The organism is Geodermatophilus sp. SYSU D01045 (genome assembly GCF_054050295.1).
Window position 1 is genome coordinate 13,806 of record NZ_JBJGZB010000026.1, and the last position, 15,644, is coordinate 29,449.

At 75.0% G+C, this 15,644-nt stretch carries 15 protein-coding genes and 1 tRNA gene; 7 read left to right on the top strand and 9 right to left on the bottom strand.

Annotated elements, in window-relative coordinates; genetic code table 11:
• The first annotated feature begins 21 nt into the window (after nt 1-21).
• From ACI798_RS18815 to ACI798_RS18825, 3 genes are read left to right on the top strand one after another with little or no spacing between them, the layout of a single operon-like run.
• Complete coding sequence (locus ACI798_RS18815; protein ID WP_456942929.1) at nt 22-1,290, top strand: aspartate kinase; 1,269 nt, start codon at nt 22-24, stop codon at nt 1,288-1,290.
• The gene (locus ACI798_RS18820; RefSeq protein ID WP_457048644.1) at nt 1,287-2,336 is read left to right on the top strand and encodes an aspartate-semialdehyde dehydrogenase; all 1,050 of its coding nucleotides are present in this window, start codon (nt 1,287-1,289) and stop codon (nt 2,334-2,336) included. The genes ACI798_RS18815 and ACI798_RS18820 overlap by 4 nt, the downstream gene beginning before the upstream one ends.
• Before the next feature lie 19 nt (nt 2,337-2,355).
• Nucleotides 2,356-3,615, top strand: coding sequence for a glycosyltransferase 87 family protein (locus ACI798_RS18825; RefSeq protein ID WP_456942931.1), 1,260 nt, complete (start codon nt 2,356-2,358; stop codon nt 3,613-3,615).
• A 55-nt stretch (nt 3,616-3,670) separates the two neighbouring features.
• Here the strand turns inward: ACI798_RS18825 and ACI798_RS18830 are convergent, their stop codons facing one another.
• The 6 genes from ACI798_RS18830 to ACI798_RS18855 form a co-directional block, all read right to left on the bottom strand.
• Nucleotides 3,671-5,452, bottom strand: a complete 1,782-nt coding sequence (locus tag ACI798_RS18830) for a prolyl oligopeptidase family serine peptidase (RefSeq protein ID WP_456942932.1) — start codon at nt 5,450-5,452, stop codon at nt 3,671-3,673.
• 4 nt (nt 5,453-5,456) lie between these two features.
• The gene (locus ACI798_RS18835; protein WP_457048645.1) at nt 5,457-6,575 is read right to left on the bottom strand and encodes a hemolysin family protein; all 1,119 of its coding nucleotides are present in this window, start codon (nt 6,573-6,575) and stop codon (nt 5,457-5,459) included.
• The gene (locus ACI798_RS18840) at nt 6,572-6,943 is read right to left on the bottom strand and encodes a transporter associated domain-containing protein (protein ID WP_457048646.1); all 372 of its coding nucleotides are present in this window, start codon (nt 6,941-6,943) and stop codon (nt 6,572-6,574) included. Before ACI798_RS18840 ends, ACI798_RS18835 begins: the two co-directional genes overlap by 4 nt.
• Nucleotides 6,944-6,961: 18 nt before the next feature.
• Nucleotides 6,962-7,921, bottom strand: a complete 960-nt coding sequence (locus ACI798_RS18845; protein ID WP_457048647.1) for a hemolysin family protein — start codon at nt 7,919-7,921, stop codon at nt 6,962-6,964.
• 83 nt (nt 7,922-8,004) lie between these two features.
• Nucleotides 8,005-8,078 (bottom strand) — tRNA-Pro (locus ACI798_RS18850).
• Nucleotides 8,079-8,125: 47 nt separating this feature from the next.
• Complete coding sequence (locus ACI798_RS18855) at nt 8,126-9,037, bottom strand: metallophosphoesterase (RefSeq protein ID WP_456942935.1); 912 nt, start codon at nt 9,035-9,037, stop codon at nt 8,126-8,128.
• Between the two features lie 81 nt (nt 9,038-9,118).
• On the opposite strand from ACI798_RS18855, the gene ACI798_RS18860 reads away from it, so the two are divergent.
• Complete coding sequence (locus ACI798_RS18860) at nt 9,119-9,571, top strand: GatB/YqeY domain-containing protein (protein WP_456942936.1); 453 nt, start codon at nt 9,119-9,121, stop codon at nt 9,569-9,571.
• A 17-nt stretch (nt 9,572-9,588) separates the two neighbouring features.
• Here ACI798_RS18860 and ACI798_RS18865 read toward each other — a convergent pair whose 3' ends face one another.
• Genes ACI798_RS18865 through ACI798_RS18875 form a run of 3 tightly spaced genes read right to left on the bottom strand, consistent with a single transcriptional unit; the run spans nt 9,589 to nt 14,067 of the window.
• Nucleotides 9,589-11,811: a transglycosylase domain-containing protein gene (locus ACI798_RS18865; protein WP_457048648.1), complete on the bottom strand. Its 2,223-nt coding sequence runs from the start codon at nt 11,809-11,811 to the stop codon at nt 9,589-9,591.
• Between the two features lie 40 nt (nt 11,812-11,851).
• Entirely contained in the window at nt 11,852-13,081 is a 1,230-nt protein-coding gene (locus tag ACI798_RS18870) for an ArsA family ATPase (protein ID WP_457048649.1), read from the bottom strand.
• A complete protein-coding gene (locus ACI798_RS18875) occupies nt 13,078-14,067 on the bottom strand; it encodes an ArsA-related P-loop ATPase (RefSeq protein ID WP_456942939.1) in 990 nt (329 codons plus the stop codon). Before ACI798_RS18875 ends, ACI798_RS18870 begins: the two co-directional genes overlap by 4 nt.
• Nucleotides 14,068-14,162: 95 nt before the next feature.
• Here ACI798_RS18875 and ACI798_RS18880 point away from each other — a divergent pair, with 95 nt between their 5' ends.
• From ACI798_RS18880 to ACI798_RS18890, 3 genes are read left to right on the top strand one after another with little or no spacing between them, the layout of a single operon-like run.
• Nucleotides 14,163-14,336, top strand: a complete 174-nt coding sequence (locus tag ACI798_RS18880) for a hypothetical protein (protein ID WP_456942940.1) — start codon at nt 14,163-14,165, stop codon at nt 14,334-14,336.
• A 10-nt stretch (nt 14,337-14,346) separates the two neighbouring features.
• Nucleotides 14,347-14,826: a RidA family protein gene (locus ACI798_RS18885; protein WP_456942941.1), complete on the top strand. Its 480-nt coding sequence runs from the start codon at nt 14,347-14,349 to the stop codon at nt 14,824-14,826.
• Complete coding sequence (locus tag ACI798_RS18890) at nt 14,823-15,614, top strand: NUDIX hydrolase (protein ID WP_456942942.1); 792 nt, start codon at nt 14,823-14,825, stop codon at nt 15,612-15,614. Before ACI798_RS18885 ends, ACI798_RS18890 begins: the two co-directional genes overlap by 4 nt.
• The last annotated feature ends 30 nt before the right edge of the window (nt 15,615-15,644 follow it).

A 15,644-nucleotide genomic window follows, 5' to 3' on the forward strand; every position in this document is an offset into this window, starting at 1 on the left:
GCATCGGTAGCCTGTGGACCCGTGGCCCTCGTCGTGCAGAAGTACGGTGGCTCCTCCGTGGCCTCCGCCGCCCACATCAAGCGCGTCGCGGAGCGCATCGTCGCGGAGAAGAAGGCCGGCAACGACGTCGTCGTCGTGGTCTCGGCGATGGGCGACACCACCGACGAGCTGCTCGACCAGGCCGCGCAGATCACCGACGAACCGCCCGGCCGCGAGCTGGACATGCTGCTCACCGCGGGCGAGCGCATCTCCATGGCGCTGCTGGCCATCGCGATCAGCACGCACGGCTACGAGGCCCGCTCGTTCACCGGCTCGCAGGCCGGGGTGATCACGACCTCCAGCCACGGCAAGGCGCGGATCATCGACGTCACGCCCGGCCGGCTGCGCTCCGCGCTCGACGAGGGCTCGGTCGTCATCGTCGCCGGCTTCCAGGGCGTCAGCCAGGACACCAAGGACGTCACCACGCTCGGCCGCGGCGGGTCGGACACCACCGCCGTCGCCGTCGCCGCGGCCCTGCAGGCCGACGTCTGCGAGATCTACACCGACGTCGACGGCGTGTTCACCGCCGACCCGCGGATCGTCCCCAACGCCCGCCGGCTGGAGACGGTCACCTACGAGGAGATGCTCGAGCTGGCGGCCTCCGGCGCGAAGGTGCTCATGCTCCGCTGCGTCGAGTACGCCCGCCGCTACGGCATCCCGGTGCACGTCCGCAGCTCCTACTCACAGCTCCCCGGCACCGTGGTGACCGGCTCGATGGAGGACCTCAGCGTGGAACAGGCGATCATCACCGGCGTCGCGCACGACCGCAGCGAGGGCAAGATCACCGTCTACGGCGTGCCGGACCGGCCGGGCGAGGCCGCGCAGATCTTCCGCGTGCTCGCCGACGCCGAGATCAACATCGACATGATCGTGCAGAACGTGTCGGCCGAGGCCAGCAAGCTCGCCGACATCTCCTTCACGCTGCCCAAGAGCGACGGCCCGGCCGCGATCGCCGCGCTGGAGAAGGTCAAGCACACCGTCGGCTACAGCGACGTCCGCTTCGACCAGCACATCGGCAAGGTCAGCCTGGTCGGCGCCGGCATGCGCAGCCACCCCGGCGTCTCGGCCCGCTTCTTCGGCGCCCTGGCCGACGCCGGCGTCAACCTCGAGCTCATCAGCACCTCGGAGATCCGCATCTCCGTGGTCTGCCGCGACAGCGACGTCGACCTCGCCGTCCGCGCGGTGCACGACGCCTTCGACCTCGGCTCCGACGAGGAGGAGGCCGTGGTCTACGGAGGGACCGGACGATGAGCACCTTCAAGCGCGACGGCCTGCGCGTCGGGATCGTCGGCGCCACCGGCCAGGTCGGCGCCGTCATGCGCCGGATCCTCGCCGAGCGGCAGTTCCCGCTCGCCGAGCTGCGGTACTTCGCGAGTGCCCGCAGCGCCGGCAGCACCCTGCCCTGGGGCGACGGCGAGATCACCGTCGAGGACGCCGCCACCGCCGACCCCACCGGGCTCGACGTCGCCCTGTTCTCCGCGGGCGCGAGCACCTCGCGGGCGCAGGCGCCGCGGTTCGCCGAGGCCGGCGTGACCGTCGTCGACAACAGCTCCGCGTGGCGCCGGGACCCCGACGTGCCGCTCGTCGTCGCCGAGGTCAACCCGCACGCGCTGGCCGAGATCCCCAAGGGGATCGTCGCCAACCCGAACTGCACCACGATGGCCGCGATGCCGGTGCTCAAGCCGCTGCACGACGAGGCGCAGCTGGTCCGGCTGGTCGCGAGCACCTACCAGGCGGTCTCCGGCAGCGGCCTGGCCGGCGTCGAGGAGCTCGACGGGCAGGTGCGGGCGGTCGCCGACAAGGCCGCCGAGCTCACCCACGACGGCGCGGCGGTGGCCTTCCCCGAGCCGCAGAAGTACGTGCGCCCGATCGCGTTCAACGTGCTGCCGCTGGCGGGGAGCGTCGTCGACGACGGCTCGCTGGAGACCGACGAGGAGCAGAAGCTCCGCAACGAGAGCCGCAAGATCCTCGGCATCCCCGACCTGCGGGTCTCGGGCACCTGCGTGCGCGTGCCGGTCTTCACCGGGCACTCGCTGTCGCTCAACGTCGAGTTCGCCCGGCCGCTGCCGGTCGCCCGCGCCACCGAGCTGCTCACCGGGGCGCCCGGCGTGCAGCTCACCGACGTGCCGACGCCGCTGCAGGCCGCCGGGCAGGACCCCAGCTACGTCGGGCGCATCCGGCAGGACCGGAGCGTCGACGACGACCGCGGTCTGGTGCTGTTCGTCAGCAACGACAACCTGCGCAAGGGCGCGGCGCTCAACACCGTCCAGATCGCCGAGCTGCTGCTCCGGCGCTGAGCGGGCCGCGCTGAGGGACGTGGCACCCGTCGGCCGTCCGGGGGCCGGGTGGCGGGTCGCCGCGCAGGTCGCCGTCGTCCTCGCGCTGGCGGTGCTGGCCGGGCTGGCCTCGGCGCTGGGTCCCAACGACCCCTGGCACAACTGGTTCGACCTGCGGGTCTACGACGGCGCGGTCGAGTGGTGGCGCTCGGGCCGGCCGCTCTACGACTACGCGTTCGGCCGCACCGACTACGGCTTCACCTACCCGCCGTTCGCGGCGCTGGCGGTGCTGCCGATGACGCTGCTGTCGATCGAGGCGGTCGCGGCGGTGCACGCCGGGCTCAACCTGCTGGTGCTGGCCGGGATCACCGCGTGGCTGGTCGCACCCCTGGCCCGCCGGCACGGGTGGCCGGTCGCGTTCACCGTCGCCGCCGCCCTGCCGGTGGTGTTCGTGCTCGAACCGGTGCGGGAGACGATCGGCTTCGGCCAGGTCAACCTGCTGCTGCTCGCGCTGGTGCTGGCCGACGTCACCGCGCTGCGCCGCGGGTGGCGGTGGGCCGGCGTCGGCATCGGGCTGGCCGCGGCCTTCAAGATCACGCCCGGGCTGTTCGTCGTGTACCTGCTGCTGACGCGGCGCTGGCGCGCGGCGGCGGTCGCGACCGGCACCGCGGCCGTCGCGACCGGCCTGGCGTTCGCCCTCGCCCCGGCGACCTCGTGGCGGTTCTTCACCGAGACGCTGTGGCAGACCGAGCGGGTCGGCCGGCTGGACAAGACGTCCAACCAGTCGCTGCTCGGCGCGCTGGCGCGGCTCACCGACCCGGCGCAGCCGCCGCGGCTGCTGTGGCTGGTGCTCGCGGTCGCCGTCCTCGCGCTGGTGCTCACCCGCGCGGTGCGGGCCGCCCGCGCCGGTGACGACCTGGCCGGCGTCGCCCTCACCGGCCTGGCCGCCTGCCTGGTCAGCCCGATCGCCTGGTCGCACCACTTCGTCTGGCTGGTGCCGGCGCTGCTCGTCCTCGTGGACGTCGCCGCGGGCCGCCCGGCGGCCCCGGAACAGCTGACCGGGCGCCGGGCGGCCGCGGTGCTCGCCGTCGTCACCGGGCTGGTGCTGGCGTCGTCGTCGATCTGGTTCGCGGAGGCCGACCCGGGCCACCACCACGACCTCGGCGTCCCGGGGATCCTGGTCGAGGACCTCTACCTGCTGACGACCCTCGCCGTCGTCGCCCTGCTCCCGGCCAGGGCGACGACACCGTCGGCCTACCGGCCGACACCGCGGCCACGTGCCGTCCCCGACCGCCGTTGAGCCGCTCCGTGGTCCCGGTCGGGGAGCCTCCGGCCCCCGCTCCCGAGACCACACGTCACGGTGTGACGTGCCTGAGGGCGAACGACAGCGCCGTCTCGACCTGCCGGATCGTCTCCTCGATGACCAGCGAGCCGTGCCCGGCGTCGAAGCGGTACACCTCGTGCGGGCGGCCCAGCCGGTCCAGCTCGGCGAGGTAGTTCTCGATCTGCCGGATCGGGCAGCGCGGGTCGTTGGCCCCGGCGACGACGAGCACCGGCGCCCGCACCTGCTCGACGTAGGTGATCGGCGAGGACCGCACGTACCGCTCGTGCACCTCGTCGGGGGAGCCGCCGAACAGCGCCCGGTCGTAGGCCCGCAGGCCCTCCATCTCGTCCTCGTAGGCGGCCAGGTAGTCGGCCACCGGGACCTCGGCGATGCCGGCGGCCCAGCGCTCGGGCTGCGTGCCCAGGCCCAGCAGGGTGAGGAAGCCGCCCCACGAGCCGCCGGTCAGCACCGCGCGCGCCGGGTCGAGGAAGCCCTCGGCGACCAGCGCGTCGTAGACGGCGGCGACGTCCTCGAGCTCGGTGAGCCCGGGCCGGCCGGTGAGCGCGTCCCGCCAGGCGCTGCCGTAGCCGGTGGAGCCGCGGTAGTTGACGTGCACGACCGCGTAGCCGGCGTCGACGTAGGCGGCGCGGCGGGCGCGGTAGGAGTCGTCGTCGGCGGACTCGGGGCCGCCGTGCACCAGGAACGCGGTCGCGTACGGCGGCTCCCCGGCCGGCCGGACGACGAGCGCGTGCACGTCCCCGCCCGGGCCGGGCACCCAGCGGTCCTCGACCGGGTGCGCCGCCGGCGGTTCCTCGCCGGGGGCGGCGAGCACCACCGGCCCGTCGGCGCGGCGGATCACCGGCGGGCGCTCCGAGGACGACCAGGCCAGCTCTACGGTGCCGTCCGGGCGCGCGGTGGCCCCGCGGACGACGCCGGACGGGGTGTCCAGCCGCTCCAGCGCGCCCGTGGCCAGGTCGTAGCGGTACAGCTCGCTGCGGGCGGCGTGGTCGTGGCCGACCAGCAGCGCCGACCCGTCCGCGTACCAGCCGGCGGTCACGTCGCCGGGCAGGTCGAGCACGATCTCGGTCTCGGTGTCGGCCACGACGTCCCAGACCAGCAGCTCCTCCCGGCCGCGCCGCTCGTGGCCGACCAGCAGCCGCCGGTCGCCGGGCAGCGGGGCGAACTCCAGCGCGTGCAGGCCGCGGCCCTCGCCGTCCCACTTCTCGGCCACGACGGAGTCGTCGGCGGTCCGCAGCACCCGCAGCGCGGGGTAGCGCGGGTCGCCGTGCTCGGAGTGCGAGATGACCAGCAGCTCGTCGTCGAGGGTGAGGGCGTCGACCGAGGCGGGGTCCTCGTGCCGGTAGACCACCCGCGGCGTCCCGCCGGCGGGCGCCAGCCACAGCTCGCTGCCGTCGTCGGTGGAGCGGCCGATCGCCACGAGCGAGGAGCCGATCTCCAGGCCGGCGGGGTAGGCCGGCCCGACCTCCGGGACGGCGACCCGGTCCTCGCCGCCCGCGAACGGCTGCACCATCCAGACGCCGAACTCGTCGCCGTCGGTGTCGGCGAACCACCAGATCGTCTCGCCGTCGGGGGACAGCGTGCCGATCAGCGTGCCGTTGGGCCGGTCGGTGGCCTGGCGGTGCGCGTCGGTGGTGCGATCCCAGGCGTACTGCTCGACGACGCCGCTGACGTCCGAGGCGTACAGGCAGCGCTGCGGCGCGCGCAGCGCCCAGTCGGGCAGGCTGACGCGGGGCGCGCGGAAGCGGGCCTGCCAGCGGGCGGTGACCTCCGGGGACAGGACGGGGGCGCTCACCCGCTCATCTTCCCCCGGCGCCCGCCCCGGCCCACCGGCCGCCCCGGGCGGCGATCGCCCGGGCCTGTTCGGCCGCGGCGTCGGCGGCGGCGTCGCGGACGTCGCCGATGAGCAGCTCGAGCACGTCCTCCAGCGCCACCAGGCCGACGGTGCGCCGCTCCGCGCCGCGGGTGTCCACCACGCCGCCGAGGTGGGCGCCCTGCGCGCGCATCTCCGACAGCACCTCGGGCAGCCCCGTGCCGGGCGCGATCGGCACCAGCCGGTTGACGTGCTCCTCCGGGATCGGCCGGTCCCGGCCCTCGGCCCCGATGCCCAGCACGTCCTTGACGTGCACGAAGCCGGTCAGCGACCCGTCCTCGTCCTGCAGCGGGTAGCGGCTGAAGCCGTGCTCGGCGACGACGGCCTCCAGCTGCCGGGGCGTCGTCCCGCGCGGCACCGTGACGACGGTGTCCATCGGCAGCAGCACGTCCTCGACGGTGTGCTGCTCGAAGGTGAGCGCGCCCGCCGCCAGCTCGCTGACCTCGGTGCCCAGCAGCCCCTCGCGGCGCGACTGGGTGATCATCGAGCGGATCTCGGTCTCGTCGAAGCTGGCCGCCACCTCGTCGGTGGGCGTGGCGCCGAACGCCCGCACGAACGCGTTGGCCGTGGTGTTGAAGAACCAGATGACCGGCTTGAGCAGCCGGGTGAAGGTGGCCAGCGGCGGGCCGAGCACGATCGCCGCGCGGTCCGGCCCGGCGATGGTGATGTTCTTGGGCACCATCTCGCCGAGCACCATGTGCAGCACGGTCACCAGTGCCAGCGCGATGACCAGGGCGATCGGGTGCAGCAGCCCGTCGGGGACGCCGACGGCGTGCAGCGGCGCCTCGATGAGGTGGGCGACGGCGGGCTCGCCCACGGCGCCCAGGCCCAGCGAGCACAGCGTGATCCCCAGCTGGGCGCCCGCCATGTTCTGCGACACGTTGCGCATCGCGGCCAGCGTCCTGGCCGCCCGCGCGGAGCCCTCCGCGACACGCGGCTCGATCTGGTCGACCCGCGCGGACACCAGCGCGAACTCGGCGGCCACGAAGAAGGCGTTGCCCAGCAGCAGGGCGACCAGGACCAGCAGGCTGACGACGTCGCTCACGCCGCCGCCTCCTGCCGCGCCCGTGCCCGCGAGGCCGTGGCGCCCGGCGGCAGCACCACCGTCCGCTCGGCCAGGATCCGCGCGACCCGGCGGCCGTCGAGGCCCTGCACGGTCAGCCGCGCGCCGTCGAACTCGACGCAGTCGCCGACCTCGGGCAGCCGCTGCAGCCGCTCGGCGAGGAACCCGGCCAGCGTCTCGTACCGCCCCTCGGGCACCGCGATGCCGGTCCGCTCCAGCACCTCGTCGGGGCGCAGCAGCCCGGACAGCGCCCAGCGCACGTCGTCGACCCGGCGCATGGTGCGCAGCGGCCGGTCGGTCTCGTCGGTGATCTCCCCGACCAGCTCCTCCACGATGTCCTCCAGCGTCACCACGCCGTGCGTGGCGCCCTACTCGTCGACCACCAGCGCGATCTGCAGGCCCTGCTCGCGCAGCAGGTCCAGCAGCCGCTCCAGCCGCAGGGACGAGGGGACGGCGAGCACCGGGTCGGCCAGCTCGCCGGCGGTGCGGCGGCCCCGCTCGGCCTCCGGGACGGCGACCGCGCGCTTGACGTGCACGACCCCGGTGACCTCGTCGAGGTCGGAGCCGTAGACGGGGAAGCGGGAGTTGCCCGACTCGGTGGCCGCGGTGATGACGTCGGCGGCGGTGGCGCTGGCCCGCAGCGTCCACAGCCGGGTCCGCGGCGTCATGACGTCGGTGGCGTACTTGGCGCGCAGGCCCAGCGAGCGCTCGAGCAGGCGGGCGGCGACGGGGGAGAGGTCGCCCTCGGCCGCCGACCGGCGGGCCACCGCGGCCAGTTCCTCGGCGCCGCGGGCGGAGTCCAGCTCCTCGCGGGGCTCGAAGCCCAGCCGGCGCACGATCGCGTTGGCCAGCCGCTGCAGCGCGTTGACGACGACGCCCGCGACCGCGGTGAACGCGCGCATCCCCGGCGCGACGACCTTCGCGATGCCCAGCGGGTCGGCGATGGCCAGGTTCTTCGGCCCGAGCTCGCCGAGGAGCATCTGCAGCGTCGTCGCCAGGGCCAGCGCGAGGCCGTAGGAGACGCCCGTGGCCACGGCCCGGGACAGGCCGAGCGCCTCGAGCGGGCCGTGCAGCAGCTGGCCGATCGCGGGCTCGGCCAGGTAGCCGACCACCAGCGTCGTCAGCGTGATCCCGAGCTGGGCCGCCGACAGCTGGGTCGACAGGGTCCGCAGCGCGGTCACCACGCCGCCGGCCCGGGAGTCCCCGGCGCGGGCGGCCTCCTCGACGCGGCCGCGGTCGACCGTGGTGAGGGAGAACTCGGCCGCGACGAAGAAGCCGGTCAGTGCCGTGAGCAGCACGGCGGCGAGGAGGAGCAGCCACTCGGTCATCGGGTCCCCGGTGCCCGCATCGGCGCCCGGCCAACCCCCGGGAACGACTCAGGGGCCGCCCGCAGGCGGCCCCTGAGCTGGAGTCGGGGTGACAGGATTTGAACCTGCGGCCTCGTCGTCCCGAACGACGCGCGCTACCAAGCTGCGCCACACCCCGGTGCCTCGACCACTGTAGCCGAGCGGTGCCAGCCGCCCGGCGGCGGGTCAGGCGGGCCGCGCCGTCAGCGTGAGCAGCGTCGCCTCGGGCGGGCAGGCGAACCGGACGGGCGCGTAGGGGCTGGTGCCCAGGCCTGCCGAGACGTGCAGCCAGGTGCCGTTCGGCCGCCCCGGCGCGGGCTCGGCCCAGCGGTGCAGCCAGCGGACCCGGTCCCGGTCGATGCCGCAGTTGGTGACCAGCGCGCCGTAGAACGGCACCCGCAGCTGCCCGCCGTGGGTGTGGCCGCACAGCAGGAGGTCGTAGCCGTCGGCGGCGAAGCGGTCGAGCACCCGCGGCTCGGGGGAGTGGACGACGCCGATGCGCAGGTCCGCCGTCGGGTCGGCCGGGCCGGCGACGGCGTCGTGGTCGTCCCGGCCGATGTGCGGGTCGTCGCACCCGGCGAACACGATCCGCCGGCCGGCGACGGTCAGTTCCCCGCGGGCGTTGGTGAGGTCCAGCCAGCCGCGGCCGGTCAGCCCGTCGCGCAGGTCGCGCCAGGGCAGCTCGGTGCCGTGCACCCGCTTGTCGGGCCGGGTGAGGTAGCTGAACGGGTTCTTCGGCCGCGGCGCGAAGTAGTCGTTGGACGAGGTGACGAAGGCCCCGGGCCGGTCCAGCAGCGGGTCCAGCGCCTGCAGCACCGTCGGGACGGCGTCGGTCCCGGCCAGGTTGTCCCCGGTGTCGACGACGAGGTCGGGCTCGAGGCCGTCCAGCGCCGCCACCCAGTCGCGCTTGGACCGCTGCCCGGCGGTCATGTGCAGATCCGACAGGTGCAGCACGGTCAGCGGCGCCGAGCCGGGGGCCAGCACGGGGACGTCGAAGCGGCGCAGCGTCCAGCGGTTGCGCTCGTACAGCGACGCGTAGGCGACGGTGGAGGCGCCCGCGGCGACGGTGGCCGTGGGCAGGGCGGTGTACCAGCGCACGGGCCCGAGCGTACGGGCCGCCCCCGGACCCGGGACGAGCCGACGGGGACCCTCCGCCGGCGTCGTGCCAGGCTGGACGGCGTGTCTGACCTCAAGGACCGGCTGCGCGCCGACCTCACCACCGCCATGAAGGCCCGCGACGAGCTGCGCACCGCGACGCTGCGGATGGTGCTCGCGGCGGTCAGCGCGGAGGAGGTCGCCGGCAAGGAGGCCCGGGAGCTGTCCGACGACGAGGTGCTCGCCGTGCTGCGGCGCGAGGCCAAGCGGCGCCGGGAGGCGGCCGAGGCGTTCGACACCGCCGGCCGCGCCGAGCAGGCCGGCCGCGAGCGCGCGGAGGGCGAGGTGGTGGCCGCCTACCTGCCCGCCCAGCTCGACGACGCCGACCTCGCCGCGATCGTGGCCGACGCGATCACCCGCACCGGCGCGAGCGGCATGAAGGACATGGGCCGGGTCATGGGCGCCGCCAACGCGGCCGTCGCCGGCCGGGCCGAGGGCGCCCGGGTGGCCGCGGAGGTCCGCCGCCAGCTGGGCTGACCGGGGCCGGGGCCGGGTCAGTTGTCGCCCCGGCCCCCGTCGCCGCCGCCCCAGTTCCCGTTGCCGGGCCGGCCGTTCGCGTCGCCCTGGCCGGCGTCGCCCTGGCCGGCGCCGCCCTGGTCCGGCGTCGCGGTCCCCTGGTCCGGCGTGGGCACGGGGGCGCTCGGCGCCGGCGGGGCGGGCTGCCCCTGCAGCAGGACCGGGTCGGCCGGCGGGAACGCCGAGGTGGGCTTGTCGGCGAGGAAGGGGGCGAAGGCGTTGTGCCAGATGGTGGCCGGCATGTTGCCGCCGTAGCCGCCGACGTCCTGCTGCTCCTTGGGGTTGAACACCATGACGCTGGCCGCGTACTCGGGCATGACCCCGACGAAGGCCACCGAGTCCCGGCCCTGCGCGGTACCGGTCTTGCCGGCGATCGCGTGACCCGGGATGGCGGCCCGGGTGCCCGTGCCCTCGGGGAGGGCGGTGTCGCCGACCAGGATGTTGGCCAGCGTGTTGGCGATGTTCGGCGGGATCGCGTTCGGGGTGCACTGGTTGCCGCGGGCCACGGGCTGCCCGTCGTCGCCGGTGAGCGGCCGGCCGTCGCGGTCCAGCACCTGGGTGACCGGGATCGGGTCGCACTGGGTGCCCTGGGCGCCGAGCGTGGCGTACGCGTTGGCCAGGTCCAGCGGGCTGGTGGCCTCGGCGCCGAGCGTGAACGAGCCGAAGTTGCCGTCGATGATCTCGTCGGCGGAGTTCTGGGTGGGCTGGTCGAAGCCCATGCCCATCCGCTCGGCCATCCGCACCGGGCCCTCGACGCTGCCCAGCCGGTCCTCCAGCGCGAGGAAGTAGGTGTTCGACGAGCGGACCAGCGCGCCGACCATGTCGAGGGTGTCGGGGTAGTTGCCGGCGTTCTCGACGCAGTACATGCCGGTCGACTGGGACCGGTCGCCGCCGCAGGAGGGGCCGCGGAACACCCGCGAGGTGTACTGGTTGCCCGGCGTGCTGATCACGGTGCTGGCCGGGATGCCCGCCTCCAGCGCCGCGGCGGCGGTGAACACCTTGTAGGTCGAGCCGGAGCCCTTGCTGGCCGCCGTGTGCAGGACGACGGACTCGCACTGCGGGTCGGCGCAGCCGTACTGCCGGTTGACGCTCATCGCCAGGACGGCGCCGGTGCCCGGCTGCACGGCGGTGAACATGCCGGCGAGCCGGTCGCCCATCGGCAGGGTGGTGAGGACGGCCTGGTCGCCGAGGGTCTGCAGCTGCGGGTTCAGCGTCGTCTGGATGGTCAGGCCGCCGTTGTCCAGCAGTTCCTGGCTGATGCCGAGGGTCTGGGTCAGGTACTGCTGCATGAAGGCGCAGAAGAACCCGCCGACGGCGGCGTCGATGCAGCCGTTGGGCGGGCTGATGCCCGGCGCCACCTGCACCGGCTCGGCCATGAGCGCGGCGAGCTGCTCCTCGGTCGTCCCCTCGAGGTGGCCGAGGTCGAACATCCGCTGCAGCACCTGGTTGCGGCGGGTCTGGCCGTTCCCCGGCTGGGTGATCGGGTCGTCGTTGGTCGGGCTCTGCACCAGCCCGGCGAGCATCGCCGCCTGCGGGAGGGTGAGGTCGGCGGCGTTGACGCTGAAGTACTTCTGGGCGGCGGCCTGGATGCCGTAGGCGCCCTGCCCGAAGTACACGATGTTGAGGTAGCGGGTGAGGATCTCGTCCTTGGAGTAGGTCTCCTCCAGCGCCAGGGCCAGCCGGGCCTCGCGCAGCTTGCGGGACAGGCCCTCGACGCCGTCCTGCTCGATGGCCTCCTGCCGCTCCTCGGCGCTGTCGGCGGTCTCCAGCAGGGTCTGCTTGACCAGCTGCTGGGTGATCGTCGAGCCGCCCTCCTGCACCGAGCCCGCGGCCACGTTGGTCACCGCGGCGCGCAGCGTGCCCTGCACGTCCAGGCCGTTGTGCTCGTAGAAGCGCGAGTCCTCGATGTCGACCAGCGCCTGCTTCATCACGTCGGCGATCTGGTCGGACGCCACCACCGTGCGGTTGTGGGAGTAGAAGTTCGTGATCAGCGAGCCGTCGGCGGCGAGCACGCGGGAGTTGCCCGCGGGCGTGGCGTCGGTGAGCTCGACCGGCAGCGCGTCGAGCAGGGACGCCGAGTTGCGCGCCACCAGCCCGCTCCCGCCGACGAGGGGGAAGAGCATGCCGGCGACGAGCGCGCCGGCCACGACGATCATCGCGAGGAGCTTGCCCAGGACTCGGGCGCGGGAGGCAGCAGACATCACCGCCAATGTACGGGGCCGGGGTGGCCCGGACGGGTGATCAGGCGCGGCGCGCGGGCAGCACCCGGGTGCGCGGCACGCCCGTCGGCGTGTCGGCGTCGGGACCGGTCAGCGCGTCGGCCATGGTGCGCAGCCCGTCGAGGTCGTGGACGTCGCCGGCGGCCGCCGGGACCGTCCGCATCGCCACCTCCGGGTGGGCGCTGGTGAACCGGTCGGCCAGCCGCTGCTCGCGGGCGGCCACGGTCATCCGCTCGGCGTGCACCCGCAGGGCGCCGGCGGCCAGCGCCGCGGCGGGGTCGCCGTCCCCGTTCTCGGCGGCGGCCTCGGCGGCCGCCTCGGCGCGGGTGGCCGACAGCCGGGTGCTCGCCGGCGGGTGGGTGCGGTTGAGCACCAGCCCGGCCAGCGGCATGCCCTCGGCCGAGAGCCGGTCGACGAAGTAGGAGGCCTCGCGCAGCGCGTCCGGCTCCGGCGTCGCGACGACGACGAACCAGGTGCCCGGGCGCCGCAGCAGCTCGTAGGTGGCGGTGGCCCGCTCGCGGAAGCCGCCGAACATCGTGTCCAGCGCGGTGACGAACGCGGAGATGTCGCGCAGCAGCTGGCCGCCGAGGACCTTGCTGATGATCCGGCTGAAGAACATCAGCCCCGCGCCGGCGACGCGCAACCCGGCCCGGCCGCCGGCGCGGGCCGGCGCGGTGAGCAGCCGGATCATCGTGCCGTCGAGGAACCGGCTCATCCTGTTGGGCGCGTCGAGGAAGTCCAGCGCCGACCGGGACGGGGGCGTGTCGACGACGATCAGGTCCCAGGTGTCGGCCGCCCGCAGCTGGCTCAGCTTCTCCATCGCCATGTACTCCTGCGTCCCGGAGAACGACGAGGACAGGGTCTGGTAGAAGGGGTTGGCCAGGATCTGCTCGGCGCGCTCGGGCGTCGAGTGAGCGGACACGATGTCGTCGAACGTCCGCTTCATGTCCAGCATCATCGCGTGGAGCTCGCCCGCCGCCCCCGGGACGTCGACCCGCCGCGGCTCGTTGTCCAGCTCCCGCAGGCCCAGCGACTGCGCCAGCCGGCGGGCCGGGTCGATGGTCAGCACGACGACGCGGCGGCCGGCCTCCGCGGCGGCGAGGGCGAGCGCGGCCGACGTCGTCGTCTTGCCGACCCCGCCCGAGCCGCAGCAGACGACGATCCGGGTGCCGCGGTCCTCGATCAGGGAGGCGAGGTCCATCGGCGGGGCGTGCCGGTCGGCCGCCGGGGAGGCGGCGCGGGCCGCGCTCACGCCGGCACCTCCGCGCCGAGGTGCTCCTCGAGCCGGTCGGCCAGCTCGAACAGGCAGCCGAGGTCCACGGGGCCGGGCAGCAGCGGCAGCTCCACCGTCGGCCGGTCGAAGGACTCCACCCGGGCGCGCAGCGCGTCCTGCGCCGCCCACCGCTGCGCGTGCTCGACCGCCTCCGCGGCCAGCGCGTCGGCCAGCGCCGGGTCGGCCGGCAGGCCCGCGGCGGTCAGCCCGGGCACGAGGTCGGCCCCGGTCACCTCGCCCTCGGCGGCCCGCACCAGCGCCGGCTCGGGCAGCACCGGCTCGGTGGCCATGTTCACGATCACCGAGCCGACGGGCAGCTTGGCCTCGGTGAGCTCGGCGATGGCGTCGGCGGTCTCCTGCACCGGCATGTCCTCGAGGAGGGTGACCAGGTGCACCGCCGTCTGGGGGGAGCGCAGCACCGCCATCACGCCGTCGCTCTGCGTCTTGATCGGGCCGGAGCGTGCCAGGCCGGCCATCTCGCTGGTGACGTTGAGGAACCTGGTGATCCGCCCGGTCGGCGGGGCGTCGACGACGACCGCGTCGTAGACCCGGTGGCCGTCCTTGCGCCGGGTCACCGCCTCCTTGATCTTCCCGGTGATCAGGACGTCGCGCAGGCCCGGGGCGATCGTCGTCGCGAAGTCGACGGCGCCCATCCTGCGCAGCGCCCGGCCGGCGCGGCGGAGGTTGTAGAACATCTCGAGGTACTCGAGCAGGGCCTCCTCGACGTCGATCGCCAGCGCCCGCACCTCCCCGCCGTGGCGGGTGACCGCGACCCGGCGCTCCTCGTAGGGCAGCGGCGGGGTGTCGAAGAGCTGGGCGATGCCCTGCCGGCCCTCGCACTCGACGAGCAGGACGGTGCGGCCCTCCGACGCCAGGGCCAGGGCCAGGGCGGCGGCGACCGTGGTCTTGCCGGTCCCGCCCTTCCCGGTGACGACGTGGCAGCGCACGGGGAAGTCGGGGCTCACCCTGACCAGCCTAGGAGCACTCCGGGGACCACGGCCCGTCGCGGCCGCAGCGCACCCCCGGCTGGGCTCCCGGCGCTGCGCTAGCGTCGTCCCCCATGAGCGATCCGGCCCGCCGCAGGTGGGAGTACGCCACCATCCCGCTGCTGATCCACAACACCAAGGCGATCCTCGACTCGTGGGGGACCGACGGGTGGGAGCTGGTGACGGTGCTGCCCGGCCCGACCGGCCCCGAGCAGCCGGTCGCCTACCTCAAGCGCCCGCTGGACTGAGGCGGCGGCGATGACGCAGGGGATGCAGGCCCCGAGCTGGCACGCGCGGCTGGCCGAACTCGGCATCCGGCTGCCCCCGGTGGCCGCGCCGGTCGCCTCCTACGTGCCGGCCGTGCGCACCGGGACCTTGGTGTTCACCTCCGGCCAGCTGCCGTTCGTCGACGGCGGGCTGCGGCGCACCGGCAAGGTGGGCGGCTCCGTCGACCCCGAGGACGCCGCCGCCGACGCCAAGCTGTGCGCCCTCAACGCGCTGGCCGCCGTGGACGACCTGGTCGGCCTGGACCAGGTGGCCCGGATCGTGCGCGTCGTCGGCTACGTGGCCAGCGCGGAGGGCTTCAGCGGCCAGCCGCGGGTGGTCAACGGCGCCAGCGAGCTGCTCGGCAAGGTCTTCGGCGACGCCGGCCGGCACGCCCGCAGCGCGATCGGCGTGGCCGAGCTGCCGCTGGGCGCGCCGGTGGAGATCGAGCTCACCGTCGAACTGCGCGCATGACGGAGATCCGCCCGGCGGCGACGGTCCTGCTGCTCCGCGACGGCGCGGGAGGGCTGGAGGTGCACCTGCTGCGCCGCACGCGCGGCATGCCCTTCGCCGGGGGGATGACCGCCTACCCCGGCGGCGGGGTGGACCCGCGCGACGGGGACACCGCGGTCGCCTGGGCCGGGCCGCCGCCCGCCGAGTGGGCGCAGGCGCTGGGCTGCGACGAGCGGGTGGCCCGGGAGCTGGTGTGCGCCGCCGTCCGCGAGACCTTCGAGGAGGCCGGCGTCCTGCTGGCCGGCTCGCCCGACGGCGGCGACGTCGTGCCGGACGTGTCCGGGGACGACTGGGAGGCGCAGCGGCAGGCGCTGCTCACCCGCGAGCTGTCGCTGGCCGAGCTGCTGGCCGCCCGCGGCCTGGCGCTGCGGGCGGACCTGCTGCGGCCGTTTGCGCACTGGATCACGCCGCCGCAGGAGACCCGCCGCTACGACACCCGCTTCTTCGTCGCGGCGCTGCCGGTGGGGCAGGAGGCCCGCGACGTCTCCGGGGAGGCCGACGAGGCCAGCTGGCTGACGCCGGAGGCCGCGCTGACCGAGATGTCGGCCGGCGCCCGGCCGATGCTGCCGCCCACGATCCACACGCTGCGCCAGCTGTCGGCCTTCCCCGACGCGGCGGCCGCGCTGGCGGGATCCCCGCCGGAGCCGCTGCACCCGATCGTGCCGGAGCTGCGGACCACGCCCGAGGGACGCTTCGCCGAGCTCCCCGACGGCACCCGCATCGGCCTCGTGGTGCCCCTTCCTTCCTGAGGGGGTGGACACGAGAGGCCCAGGACCCGG